This window comes from Streptosporangium brasiliense (assembly GCF_030811595.1).
In the GTDB taxonomy this organism is placed as follows: Bacteria; Actinomycetota; Actinomycetes; order Streptosporangiales; family Streptosporangiaceae; genus Streptosporangium; species Streptosporangium brasiliense.
The window spans coordinates 3,491,322-3,503,901 of the sequence record NZ_JAUSRB010000002.1; the positions used below are offsets into that span (position 1 = coordinate 3,491,322).

The following is a 12,580-nucleotide window of genomic DNA, read 5'->3' on the forward strand; positions in this document are numbered from 1 at the left end:
TTAAGGAGGGAATAATGCGTATCAATCCGGCATTGCGGGATTGGTTTCCGGCCTCGACGGCTGCTCTCAGTGCCAGACGCTGACCATGACGGTGATGACGAGTAGTTTGACCAGCCAGTCGCCCGCGTGGACGGCGGCGAGTTTCCAGGGGGCGTTGTCCCAGATGACCGAGCCGGTGAGGAGCACGAAGGGGAACCCGATCCACGCGGCCGATCCGAGCAGCGCCGCGCCTGTCCAGTCCGTGATCTCCATGCGTGCGGCGAGTCCCGCGAGGACGGAGGCGACGACGAGGCTCCGGAACAGTTCGACGAGCACCTTCCACGCCGGTGGCCTGCCACCGGCCGCGGCGTCCGCGCCGCCGAGCAGTTCCGTCCGCTGCCTGTCGAACACGGCGTACCACACCGAGCTGATCACGAATGAGGCCACAGCCGCCGCGACGATGGCCAGGTAGTTCACTTCCACGGAGTTCTCCTCATGCGCGCCTTTCGGCGCTGGTTATCGGATCCGTATCCCCGGCAGGGTTGGCGGGGGCTGGCAGGACCGGCAGGACCGGTCGCGGTCCGCCGGGAGAACGGCGTTGCCCGGTGGTGGTGCCGGTGATCGGGCGCACCGGTACGGGGCCGCCGGTGCGTCAGGGTTCGAGCAGCGTCTTGAGCGCGGCCAGGCGCTCACGCCAGAAGACCTTCATCCGCGCGGCGGTGTCGGCGTCGGCCAGCTTCTCGTGGATGAGCGCCACCTGGGCCTTCGCGTCGCCCTTGGCGACGAAGCCGACGGCGATCCGCGTCGACCCGTCCTGCCAGTCGGCCCGGAACGACTTGGGCGCGGTGGCCGTACGGACCCTGAGCTCGCCGGGCAGCCAGCGCTCGCGCTCCGCCGCGTCGGCGAACGCCTCGTACAGGCGGTCCACCGGGACGGCGATGGTCTTGCTGCCGGTCGCCGAGTAGTAGCCGGCGCTGTTCTGGCCGGGAGCGCGCATCCCGCGCTCCTGCTCGTACGCCACCGTGATGTTCTGCGCCGACCAGTTGTCGACCTGGTGCTCCTGCACGAGCCAGCGTGCGATCTCGGTGTGCGTGCGTCCGGTCGCGCCCCAGGTGTCGAGCAGCGTGAACCATCCGTCCCAGCCTCGGCCGGTGCGCTCGCGCACGGTCAGATCGGAGACCTTGCTGGTCCCGATCGCTCCGGCGGGCCGGCCGGTGGGCGGCGAGACCTGAGGGTGACCGGCCTTCTCAAGGATCCGGCGGAGAGCGGTGGTGTAGCTCTCGCCCGTCTTGTCCATACGGGCCCGTACGCGGGACTTGAGCGACTTCCGACTCGTCATCACATGCAACCCATCACGGCATGGCCGCAGGACCCACGCTCCCGTCGACCCCGCCGGAAAGGTCGTGTGTGACGGCATCCCGAGAACTCGAGGTCCCCTTTGCCCCCGTCGACGCCGGTGGCGTGAGCACCGGAAATGGGGGTTAGGCGCAGGATGACGCCGCGAGTAACGATATATACCGTCGATGGCTCGTGCAAGCACCACGCCCGTAGAGCTTGCAGGGGCGGGAGCCCCGCTCGGAGGGGCCGGGATGACGGTGCCGGTTTCTGTCGGATTCGGGTGGTACTGATGATCACCCCAGTGATTCCGACGATCTGTGGAGCTGTGCGATGGCAACGGTCATCTTCCGGGACGAGACCGCGACGGGGAAGCCGATAGCAGAGTCCGTCCTCCCCGACCTGCCCGAGAGCATCTCGGCGCGGGAGCTCGTCCGGCTCCGCGTCCGCGAGGAGGTCGCCCGCTACAACGCCGCCCCCTCTCCCCGGTTCAACGGCCTGGTCCGTCCGGTGGACGCCGAGGTGGAGCTGAACGGCTACCGGATGGGCACGAGACAGCGGATCGACTGGGAACGTCAGGCGGACGCCGCCGAGCGGGCGTTCCAGCGCAACGGGTTCCTGCTGCTCGTCGGGGAGCGTCAGATCGACGACCTGTCCGAGGTGATCGACCTGACCGTCGACCCGGTCGTGTCGTTCGTCAAGCTCGTCCCGCTGGTCGGAGGCTGACATGACCGAGCTCGACGACTTCACCCGCTCCTACGGCTACCTGATCGGGTACGTGGAGGAGGCGACCAGGGAGATGTACTGTCGCTTCGACGCGCTCTTCGAGCGGGGGCTGTCGCCCGGGCCGGACGTCGACTGGCGGGAGTACGGGCGCTGGGCGCAGCTGAAGCTGGGCCTGGGACGGGAGGGAGGACATGATCACGATGAGCGCGTCCTCCGGCTGATCCGTTCGGTGGCCGAGCGTGACATCCCCTGGACGCTCGGGGACGCGCGGATCCTCGTGTACAGCGCCCAGACGCTGGTCTACTGGGGCCACACCCGCTACGAGGAGATCTTCCGGCTCCCGCTCGCCGTGGCGCGGCGGTTCGGCTTCCAGGAACGCCGCGTGATCTTCGAAAGCATCGGGGCGCAGCGCTGGCTCCCGGAACACCGGCTCCCGGTACGGGAGGCACTGGCCGAGCAGCTCGACGAGCTGCTGATCGAACCCGCCGAGAACGGCCCGGCCGGCGTGGTGCGGAACGTGATCTGGGAATGCGACGACGTCGCCCGCACGCTGGCCGAGGAGTACGGCGCGCGCCTGGCCGACCCCGCGGTCCTGCCCCTGCTGCACCACTGGAACACCGCCCGGTCCTCCAGACCCAGCGGGAAATGGCTCAGGACCGCCAGGACGCTGCTCACGCCCGACGCGGCCGGCCTGGTCCGCGAGATCCTCGCCCGGGTGGCGGCCCACCGGGAGAAGGCGATCGACCACCGGGCCGACAGCGGCTACGAGTGGAGGGAGACCGTCTTCCTGCACGAGCGCACCACCGTGCCGGTGCGCGGCATGGTGTGGACGTGCGAGCTGATCGACGAGCCGTGGGTGAGCCAGCTCCTCGGCGACCTCGCCCTGACCTGCGGGACGGGGATCGGCGGGTCGGGCGCCAACTGCCGCAGCGAGCTGCTCGCCAACGCCGCCGTCGGTGTCCTGTCCCGCCGTGGCGGGCTCGACACCGTCGCCTCCCTGGCCAGGGTCCAGACCAAGGTCCGCAGGAAGTCGGTGCTGGCCAACGTGGCGCGCACGCTGGACGCGGTGGCCGTCCAGGCGGGACTGAGCCGCGAGCAGCTGCTGGACCGCACCGTGCCGGCCTTCGGGCTCGGCCCGGACGGGGTGCGGGAGGAGAGGATCGGCGACTGTCTCGTACGGCTCTGCGCCGACGGCCCGGCGCTCCGCTACGTCAACCCCGCGGGCAGGACCGTCAAGTCGGTGCCGCAGGCCATCCGCCGGGACCCCGCGCTGGCCGAGCTCAAGTCCACGTTGAAGGAGCTCAAGCAGACGCTTCCGGCCGAGCGGTTCCGGCTGGAGCGGGCACTGATCGAGGAACGGGTCTGGCCGTGGCGCCAGGTGACGGAGTTCTTCCTCGACCACCCGGTCACCGGCCTGTACGCCCGGAACCTGATCTGGCAGGTCCTTCAGGGGCCGGCCGGACTGCCGGTCAGGACCGCCGGCGGCTGGGAGCTCACCGATCCGCGGGGCCGCGGGATCCAGCCGGGTCCCGACACCCCGGTCCGGCTGTGGCATCCGATCCGTGAGACGGCCGAGGACGTGCTGGCCTGGCGCGATCACCTCCTGGAGCACGGCGTGCGTCAGCCGTACAAGCAGGGCTTCCGGGAGGTCTACCTGCTGACCCCGGCCGAGGAGCGGACCCGCACCTTCTCCAACCGGTTCGCCGGGCATGTGCTCCGGTACGGCCAGGCCAAGGCGCTGCTGAACCAGCGCGGCTGGAGCGGGTTGGCCATCGGCCACTGGGACTACGAGTGCGGCGGCGACCAGGGCGAGGCCGTCAAGGAGCTGTCCGGCTGGCGGGCCCGCTGGGGCATGCACGTCACCGGCGACGCGGCGGCCGACGGGTGGGGCACCGCCTCCTTCTGTGCCAGTGAGCAGATCCATTTCTACCGGGACGGTCAGGAGGCCGCCGGCTACCACGACACGGCCGGTAACCTCGCCGCCCGCGAGGGCGCTCCGCTGTCAGAGGTGCCGCCGCTGGTGCTGTCGGAGGTGCTCCGCGACGCCGACCTGGCCGTGGGGGTCACCTCGGTCGGCCTCGACCGGCAGGTGACGGGCGGTCATGAGGACTACTGGCACTCCTACGGCTTCGGCGAACTGACCGAGACCGCCCGGACCCGGCGCGACGTGCTCACCCGGCTCCTGCCCCGGTTGAGGATCGCCGACCGGGCGGAGCTGACCGACCGGTTCCTGCGGGTGCGCGGGGACCGGCGGACCTACAAGATCCACCTGGGGTCGGGCAACATCCTGATGGAGCCCAACGACGCCTATCTGTGCATCGTCCCCGGGCACGACCGTGGCACCGGGTCCGTCTTCCTGCCCTTCGAGGAGGACGGCGGCATGTTGTCGGTCATCCTGTCCAAGGCGTTCCTGCTCGCCGACGACACGGCCATCACCGATCCGTCGATCACCCGTCAGCTGGACGCCTGAGAGCGCCGCGGCTGCTGATCATGGCGTGTCCGGGCGCGGGGGCGAGGTCGTCGTCCACCGTGGGGGGCCAGACCGTGACCGCCACAGCCGGCAGCCGTCCGGTGCGCCCGCCGGACCAGGGTGAGGGACCCGGCCGGCACCTGTCGCGGGCTGCCGTGATCACCATAAACTGATCGATCATGGACTGGGTCGAGCGGGTCGCCGGGATCCGGCGCTGGACTCGCGGCGGCGAGCGGGCGCCGCACAAGCCGCTCCTGCTGCTGTACGTCCTGGGCCGTTTCCAGCGGGACGGCAACCTGCCGATCCCCTTCAGCGCCGCCGAGGCGGATCTCAGGCGGCTGCTCAAGGAGTACGGCCCACCACGGGACACCAGCCCCGGCTACCCGTTCCACCACCTGACCGGCGACGGTCTGTGGCTGGTCGACACCGTCACCGGCCCCGGCAGCCCCGGCCCGGGACTGGGCCGCCTGCGTGACGGCCAGGCCACCGGCCGGCTCCATCCCGACCTCGCCCGAGCCCTCACCGAGGATCCCCGCCTGGCGGCCGGGATGGCCCGCTTCCTGCTGGAGGCGAACTTCCCGTCTTCGCTGCACGCCGACATCTGCCGGCTGGTCGGCCTGGACCTGGACAGCTTGGAGACCGTCACCACGGCCGTGCCCGCACCCGCCGCCGCGCGTCGTGACCCCGCCTTCCGCGAGAAGGTGCTCATGGCCTACGAGTACGCCTGCGCGTTCTGCGCCTACGACGGCTGGCTGGACGGCACCGCGGTCGGGCTGGACGCCGCCCACGTGCGCTGGTGGGCCTTCGAGGGCCCCGACGACCTGGCCAACGGGCTGTGCCTGTGCGCCATCCACCACAAGCTGTTCGACAAGGGCGTGCTGGGCCTGACAGCAGAACGCACCATCACCGTCTCGGCCAGGTTCGTCGGCCGGTCGGCTTCGGCACGGGACATGGTGCTGTCTCTGGCCGGACGGCCCGCCCGCGACCCGCAACCAGGCATGGACGCCGTGGAGTCCGGCCACATCGACTGGCACGGCCGCCAGGTCTTCCGCGCCCCCGCCCGGAGCGCCTGAGCATCGGGCGCGTGGGCAGGAGCCCGGTCGGCTTCACTGTTCACACCGCCGAGGAGCCCGGCACGTCGGCGGAGAACCGGCTCGACCGGATGCGGCACCATCCCGGACTGATCACCGTGACCGGCCGGATCTCCCTCCACGGCCGCGACCTGCGGAGCTCGCCGGCCGCGGTCGGGGTCAGCCGCCGGGATACTTCTCCAGCCACGCGTCCGTGACCCGGTGCCCCTCGGCGGACCGGGCCACGAAGTCGTCGGCGAGTCCGGCGATGGCCTCGCGGCCTTCCAGGTGGGCGAGCCAGTCGGCGGGGAGGGCGGTTTCGCCGTGGAGGACTCCCAGGAGGTTGCCGCAGACGGCTCCGGTGGAGTCGCTGTCGCCTGAGTGGTTGACCGCGAGCAGCAGCGCCTGCCGGAGGTCGCCGGGCCCGGGGTGCGCCAGGGCGCAGTAGACCGCGATGGCGAGGGCCTCCTCGGCGACCCAGGCTCCGCCGAGCGACTCGACCTTCTCCGGGCTCGGGTCGCCCTCCGCCGCGAGGGCCACCGCGGCGCGCAGCGCCCGGCTGGTCTCCTCGTGGCCGGGATAGGTCTCCAGCAGGTCCGTCGCCTTCCGTACGGCCTGCGGGAGGGGCTCGTCCTCCATCAGGAAGTGGACGGCGGCGGCGAAGGCACCGGCGGCGAGGTAGCCGGTGGGGTGGCCGTGGGTGATCTGGGCGCACCGGGCCGCCAGCTCGAAGGCGTGCCGGGCGCCGCGCGGACGGAGCCCGAAGGGAGCCGAGCGCATGACCGTCCCGCAGCCCTTGGAGCCGGAGTTGACCGGTCCCGGCGCACCGAGGGGCGCGGGGGCGGCGGCCCGGCCGTGCCGCAGGCCGGACAGGCAGGCGTTGCCCGGGGCCCGCTGGGAGTAGAGCCACCTCTGCTCGCGCAGCCGGCCGGTGCGGAACGCGCCGTCCCTCGGGGAGGCGCCGTTCACCGGGGAGACGTCATCCGTCGGGGAAACGCCGTCCGCCGGGGGATCCGCCGGGGGAGGGGAGGGGTGCTGCTGGGTGTCCAGCCAGCGCAGGTAGGCCCGCCGGACGGCGGCGACCTCCTCCTGGATGGACGGCCCCTCCACGGTGGTTCCGGCTCCGTGGCCCGGCCTGCCTGGGGCGGTCCCATCTCCGCGGGCCGGCCCTTTTATGGTGGTTCCGTCTCCGCGGGCCGGCCCTTCCACGGTGGTCTCGCCTCCGTGGGCCGGCTCTTCCACGGTGGTCTCGTCTCCGTGGGCCGGTGCGCCTGCGGTGGTCCCGCCTCCGCGGATCAGCCCCTCCACGGTGAACAGCGTCATCTGCGTGTCGTCGGTGATCAGGCCGATCCTGCCGCGCCAGTCGGCGACGGGCCCGGTCAGGCCCGCAGAGCCGTACTGCCGGCGGATCCGCTGGATCGACTCGAACTCGACCGGGGCTCCCAGCGCGTCGCCGAGGGCGCCGCCCAGCAGGCAGCCCCGCACCCGGCTGCGGTAATCCGGCAGGTCATCGCTGGAACGGTGCACGGTCGCAGTCCTCCGGCTCCCGCCGGGGCACGGGCGGGGCGTCTGTCGTCGGTCAGGGGATAACAGGTTGAAAGCGGTCGGAGTAAATCGGCGTATGTGCGGAACTCTACGGCTGGAGTGGCGTTCACGGTGTCGGACTGGCCGACCTGTGAACGGCTGGACCCGCGGTGCTCTGCGGACGGCTGGACCCGTGGCGCTCTGTGAACGGCTGGACCCGTGGCGCTCTGTGAACGGCTGGACCCGTGGCGCTCTGTGAACGGCTGAGTCCAGACGGACCGGTGAACCGTTGAAGTCGCCGCAGCCCGCACATTCCACGCCGGGCGCCGCGTCAGGCGTGCCGCGGGCCGTACTCCGGATGAGTCCAAGGAGCTGAGATGTCCTATCCACCACCCCGCTACTCCGGCGACAAAGGCGAGGTCAGCGCGGTGTTCAGGCCCGTCGGCACCCCGCCCGACCTGGTGTCCGAGCGCATCGTGACGGCCGGACCGGCCGTGAGCGCGGGCACGGCGACCCACTACCTGGCCACCACCGCGTCCACGGGCGGCGAGTTCGGCCTCTACCGGGTGGACATGGGGCCGGAGCCGGGCGGGCCGAGCACCCACTTCCACCGGACGATCTCCGAGTCGTTCTTCATCCTGTCCGGGACGGTGCGGCTGTTCGACGGCGAGCGCTGGACCGACGCGACCGCCGGGGACTTCCTCTACGTCCCGGTGGGCGGGCTGCACGCCTTCCGCAACGAGTCGGGCGAGCCGGCGTCGATGCTGATGCTGTTCGCGCCGGGCGCGCCGCGCGAGGGGTATTTCGAGGGGCTCGCCGGGCTGGCGCGGCTCAGCGAGGAGGAGCGGGCCGAGTTCTTCGTCCGGCACGACAGTTACTGGGTCTGAGGGACGGGGACGGCGCACCCCCGGTCATGAGCACGCTCGGCCCCGTCTCCCGTGCTCCTGTCTCCCTTCCGTCACTCCGCCTACCTGCCGGACGGCTTATGTGACAGGGAATGGCGACATTCCCTGTCATATCCCCGGATCGACGTATGGGTGAGAACCGAACAAGACGGACCCGAGAAAGGCACCGGCCACCATGACCGCCATCCAGATCCCCGCCGCCGCCACCCCCGCCACCACCGCGTCGGCCGCCTCGGTCGCCACCCGTTCCCTGCTCACCTGCGCGGCCGTCGCGGCCCCCCTGTGGACTGTCGTCTCCCTGGCCCAGGCCGCCACCCGCGAGGGCTTCGACCTGACCCGCCACCCCCTGAGCGCGCTGAGCAACGGCTCCCTCGGCTGGCTGCAGATCACCAACTTCCTCCTGGCCGGCATCCTCACCGTCGCCGGAGCCGGCGGCCTGCGCCGTGCCCTGCACGCCACCCCCGGCGGCACCTGGGCCCCCCGGCTGGTCCGGATCAACGGCATCGGCATGATCGCCGCGGGACTCCTCGTCATGGACCCGGCCGACGGCTTCCCCGTCGGCACCCCCTACGGCATGCCCACCACACTCACCTGGCACAGCTACGGCCACATGGCCGCCGGCTCCATCGCCTTCGCCGCCCTCATCGCCGCCTGCTACGTCCTGGGCCGCCACTTCAGCCGCGCCGGTGACCGCGGCCACGCCATCGCCTCCCACCTCGCCGGCACCGCCCTCCTCCTCGGCGACGGCTGGGCCATGACCGGCGGCAGGGCCGGCTCCCTGACCCTGGCCGTCGGCGCCATCACCGCGATGCTCTGGATCTCCACCGTCGCCGCCCGCTACCGCCGCAACCTCTGACCCTCCGCCGGAGAGCCCGCCGCGGCCTCTGAATCCCCCGCCGGAGAGCCCGCCGGCACCGCGGCACCAGTCGCACCAGCCCCTGAATCCCGCATCACCAGAAGGACACCGACATGGCCAAGTTCGCCACCGTGCAGGACTACCTCACCTCCCTCCCCGAGGCCCAGCGCCAGATCACCGACAAGCTCCTGCCGCTCATCGAGGCGGCACTGCCGGGGGCCGGTGCGGTCTGGCAGGGGCACCCGGTGTGGAGCCTCGGCTCGGCCCCGGGAAAGTCCCCGGTCTGCTACGTCAAGGCGTACTCCGCCTACGTGACCTTCGGGTTCTGGCGAGGCCAGGAGATCGCCGACCCGTCCGGCCGCCTCGAACCCAATGCGCGGGCGATGGCCGGCGTGAAGCTCCGTACCCCGGCCGACATCGACCCCGACCTGTTCACCGCCTGGCTCCACGAGGCGCGCGACCTGGAGGCGCCGACCGGCGACTGACCTGGAGCCTGATCAGGCGACTGACCAGGCGACTGACCTGGAGACTGATCCGGAGACGACCAGTGACCGCCCGGGGACAGGGTGGCGGCGGAAGAGCGCCGGACGAACGGGAGGACCGTTCGTCCGGCGCTCTTCCGCGTCCGGGTTCAGGTGATGGACGCGGGCGGGCGCCGGCCGGGGACGGTGCCAACATGCGGGCCGGGACTTGACTTGGACTAAACCTACCTGAAATATAGGAAATGTGCCGCATGTCCCCCTGACCCTCCGGCGGGTCGTCGACTTCATGCGCCTGGACAGCAGCCTCTGTCCGTGAGGGCGCTCCGTCTCCCGCTGTCGTGAGGGCGCTCCGTCTCCCGTGCCGAGCCTCCGCCTCCACCGTTCCCGCGTGCTCCGCACGCCTCCCGCACCTCCTCAGCGCGTGCTCCGCAGGTCTCCTGCCTGCTCTCACGCGTTTCACCTCGCACGCCCGCAGCACGTCAGCACCGTCCCGGGCATGCGCGTTCTCACTCTCGGATCTTTAAGGGGCCAATCATCATGTGGACATCTCGTCGACGGACACGCGCCGCCGTCGTGGCCGCGGCGCTCTCGCTCACAGCGCTCACCGTGGCCTGCGGGGGCGCCGACACCGGTAGGACGACGGCGGTGGCCGCCGCGGGGGGCAAGGCGGGCGGGGCCGTACTGAAGATCAAGGATCCGGGGAACGCGGGGCCGCTGGCGGTGGCGAAGAAGGAGGGGATCCTCGAAAAGCGGCTGGCCGAGGTGGGGGCCACGGTGGAGTGGGGCGGATCGTACGCCTCGTTCACGGCGACGATCGACGCGGTCCGCTCGGGGTCGGTGAACGTGCTGGAGGGGGCCATCTCGCCGGTTCTCGGCTATCTCGCCAACAGCAAGGACATCAAGATCTTCTCCTTCACCGACCCGGTGACCGACCCGGCCGCGCCGCAGACCGACGGGCTCGTCGTCAGGCCCGACAGCCCGGTCAGGAGCGTCAAGGACCTGGTCGGCAAGCAGGTCGCCGTCAACAAGGGCGGCCGCGGGGAGTATCTGCTGCTGCTGGCCCTCCAGGAGGCGGGGATCCCCGCAGACCAGGTCAGGCGGGTATACCTCAACCCCGACCAGGGCGCCTCGGCCTTCGCCACCGGCAAGGTGGACGCCTGGTGGGCCATCGTGCGGGCCTACCCCGAGGCGGTGGCCAAGGGGGCGCGGGTCATCGTGCACGGCCGGGACCTCAAGGACCAGGACCTGAACATGCAGGCCGCCCGGACCGAGCTGCTCCAGCGGCACCCCGAGGCGGTGCGCGTCTACCTCAAGGTCCTCCAGGAGCTCACCGCCGAGGCCAAGCAGAACCCGGAGAGGTTCCAGAACGTCTTCCTCACCCAGGGGCCGACCGCCGTCTCCGGACCCCGGCTGGCCGAGGAGGTCGCCAAGGCCAGGTACGCCAACGTGCCGCGTCCGGCCACCGCCGCCGACGGCGCGTCCGTGACCGACGTGGCCGGGATCTTCCAGAAGTACGGCGTGCTGCCCGCCACGGTGAACCCCGACGACGTCGTCTTCACCCTGAAGCCGGCGGCATGACCCTCGAAAAGGTCCCCCGGAGGACCCTCGCACCCCTGGCGGGAGAAGCCCCCCGCCCGGAGGCAGGGGCTGCCGCCGGGCGGCGGGCCGCCGCGGAGCGGGGGCGGCAGGCGCCGTCGGCGCTCGAAACGCCCCGCTACCTGGGGGCGCGCCGCCGCCGACCCGCCGCCTCCGTCGCCATCAGGGCCGCTGTCCCGCTGCTGCTGGCCGCCGCCTGGTGGTACGGCACGGACAGCGGGGCCGTCCCGCCGGACGTCCTCGCCGGACCCGGCGCCGTCCTGGGCGCGCTGGGCGAGCTGGTCGCCACCGGCCAGCTCGGCGACTACCTGCTGGCCTCGGCGCGGCGGGCCGGGCTGGGCGTCCTGGCCGGCGGCGGCCTCGGCCTGCTGCTCGGCGTGGTCGCGGGCCTGTCGGTGCTGGGTGAGGAGCTGGTCGACCCGGTCATGCAGATGAAGCGGGCGGTGCCGTTCCTGGCCCTGGTCCCGCTGTTCATCTCCTGGTTCGGCGTGGAGGAGACGTTCAAGGTGGTGCTGATCGCGGTCGCCGCGGCCGGTCCGATGTACGCCTACTCCTATCTGGGCGTCCGCGGCGTGGACCGCAAGGTTCTCGAGGCCGCCCGGGGGTTCGGGCTCACCGGTCCCCGGCTGGCCTTCGGGGTGATCATCCCGACCGCGCTGCCGAACATCCTCATGGCCCTGCGCATCTGCCTGTCGGTCTCGCTGACCGGCCTGATCGCGGCCGAGCAGATCGGCGCCACCGAGGGCATCGGCTATCTCGTCACCCTCGCCCAGCAGTACTACCGCAGCGACTACATGGTCCTGTGCATCGTGATCTACGCGGTGCTCGGCCTGGCGATCGACCTGGCCATCCGGGGCGTCGAACGGCTGGCCATGCCGTGGCGCGGGCAGGTGGCGGCCCGATGAGCGCCTCCACGGCCACCGGCGCCGCCGTCGGGATCAAGGGGCTGCGCAAGGCGTTCGGCGCCAAGACCGTCCTGGCCGGTATCGACCTGGAGATCGGGCGCGGGGAGTTCTTCGCCCTGCTGGGACCGAGCGGCACCGGCAAGACCACGCTGCTGAGGATCCTCGCCGGGCTCGAACTGCCCGACGCGGGGACCGTCCTGGCCCCGCGCCGCCGTACGACCGTCTACCAGGAGCCACGCCTGGTCCAGGCCCGCAGGGTGCTGGCCAACGTCACCCTCGGGCTGCCCCGCTCGGCCCGCGAGGCGGGTCTCGCCGCGCTGGCCGAGGTCGGTCTCGAAGGGTACGGCGGGGCGTGGCCGGCCACGCTGTCCGGCGGGGAGGCCCAGCGGGTCGCCCTGGCCAGGGCGCTCGTCCGGGACCCGGAGCTGCTGCTGCTCGACGAGCCGTTCGCCGCGCTCGACGCGCTGACCCGGCTGCAGATGCAGGAGCTGGTCGCCGAGCTGTGCGAGCGGCACCGGCCGGCCGTCGTGCTCGTCACGCACGACGTGGACGAGGCCGTACGGCTGGCCGACCGGGTCGTGGTGCTGCGGGAGGGCTCCTTCGCGGTGGAGCAGCCGATCGACCTGCCGCACCCCCGTGACCGCAGCGACCCCGATTTCATCGCGCACCGGCGCCTTCTCCTGTCCCACCTCGGCGTCACCGGCGCCCCGCACTGAAGCGCTCGCGAGCACT

13 protein-coding genes are annotated in these 12,580 nt (G+C 71.9%); 10 read left to right on the forward strand and 3 right to left on the reverse strand.

Features of this window, described 5'->3' with window-relative positions; translation table 11 throughout:
* Nucleotides 1-66: 66 nt before the first annotated feature.
* Nucleotides 67-462: a DUF1761 domain-containing protein gene (locus tag J2S55_RS24730; RefSeq protein ID WP_306865452.1), complete on the reverse strand. Its 396-nt coding sequence runs from the start codon at nt 460-462 to the stop codon at nt 67-69.
* A 169-nt stretch (nt 463-631) separates the two neighbouring features.
* Nucleotides 632-1,318 carry a hypothetical protein gene (locus J2S55_RS24735; RefSeq protein WP_306865455.1) on the reverse strand — a complete coding sequence of 229 codons (687 nt, stop codon included), beginning with the start codon at nt 1,316-1,318 and terminating at the stop codon, nt 632-634.
* Between the two features lie 329 nt (nt 1,319-1,647).
* Between J2S55_RS24735 and J2S55_RS24740 the strand changes: the two genes are divergently transcribed.
* From J2S55_RS24740 to J2S55_RS24755, 4 genes are all read left to right on the forward strand, one after another.
* Nucleotides 1,648-2,040, forward strand: a complete 393-nt coding sequence (locus tag J2S55_RS24740) for a hypothetical protein (RefSeq protein ID WP_306865457.1) — start codon at nt 1,648-1,650, stop codon at nt 2,038-2,040.
* A gap of 1 nt (nt 2,041) precedes the next feature.
* Nucleotides 2,042-4,510 (forward strand): DUF4132 domain-containing protein, encoded by a 2,469-nt coding sequence (locus tag J2S55_RS24745; protein WP_306865459.1) that lies wholly within the window; start codon nt 2,042-2,044, stop codon nt 4,508-4,510.
* A gap of 179 nt (nt 4,511-4,689) precedes the next feature.
* Nucleotides 4,690-5,583 carry a phosphorothioated DNA-binding restriction endonuclease gene (locus J2S55_RS24750; RefSeq protein WP_306865461.1) on the forward strand — a complete coding sequence of 298 codons (894 nt, stop codon included), beginning with the start codon at nt 4,690-4,692 and terminating at the stop codon, nt 5,581-5,583.
* An 11-nt stretch (nt 5,584-5,594) separates the two neighbouring features.
* Entirely contained in the window at nt 5,595-5,798 is a 204-nt protein-coding gene (locus tag J2S55_RS24755; RefSeq protein WP_306865462.1) for a hypothetical protein, read from the forward strand.
* Here J2S55_RS24755 and J2S55_RS24760 read toward each other — a convergent pair.
* Nucleotides 5,761-7,107, reverse strand: a complete 1,347-nt coding sequence (locus J2S55_RS24760; protein WP_306865464.1) for an ADP-ribosylglycohydrolase family protein — start codon at nt 7,105-7,107, stop codon at nt 5,761-5,763. The two genes, J2S55_RS24755 and J2S55_RS24760, sit on opposite strands and share 38 nt — an antisense overlap.
* 374 nt (nt 7,108-7,481) lie before the next feature.
* Here J2S55_RS24760 and J2S55_RS24765 point away from each other — a divergent pair, with 374 nt between their 5' ends.
* From J2S55_RS24765 to J2S55_RS24790, 6 genes are all read left to right on the forward strand, one after another.
* A complete protein-coding gene (locus J2S55_RS24765; RefSeq protein WP_306865466.1) occupies nt 7,482-7,991 on the forward strand; it encodes a cupin domain-containing protein in 510 nt (169 codons plus the stop codon).
* Between the two features lie 193 nt (nt 7,992-8,184).
* On the forward strand, nt 8,185-8,865 hold the full coding sequence (locus J2S55_RS24770) for a DUF998 domain-containing protein (protein WP_306865467.1): 681 nt from the start codon (nt 8,185-8,187) through the stop codon (nt 8,863-8,865).
* 113 nt (nt 8,866-8,978) lie between these two features.
* Nucleotides 8,979-9,350 carry a DUF1801 domain-containing protein gene (locus J2S55_RS24775; protein ID WP_306865469.1) on the forward strand — a complete coding sequence of 124 codons (372 nt, stop codon included), beginning with the start codon at nt 8,979-8,981 and terminating at the stop codon, nt 9,348-9,350.
* Between the two features lie 534 nt (nt 9,351-9,884).
* A complete protein-coding gene (locus tag J2S55_RS24780; RefSeq protein ID WP_306865471.1) occupies nt 9,885-10,925 on the forward strand; it encodes an ABC transporter substrate-binding protein in 1,041 nt (346 codons plus the stop codon).
* Nucleotides 10,922-11,848: an ABC transporter permease gene (locus J2S55_RS24785; RefSeq protein ID WP_306865473.1), complete on the forward strand. Its 927-nt coding sequence runs from the start codon at nt 10,922-10,924 to the stop codon at nt 11,846-11,848. Before J2S55_RS24780 ends, J2S55_RS24785 begins: the two co-directional genes overlap by 4 nt.
* The gene (locus J2S55_RS24790) at nt 11,845-12,564 is read left to right on the forward strand and encodes an ABC transporter ATP-binding protein (RefSeq protein ID WP_306865475.1); all 720 of its coding nucleotides are present in this window, start codon (nt 11,845-11,847) and stop codon (nt 12,562-12,564) included. The genes J2S55_RS24785 and J2S55_RS24790 overlap by 4 nt, the downstream gene beginning before the upstream one ends.
* Nucleotides 12,565-12,580: the final 16 nt, after the last annotated feature.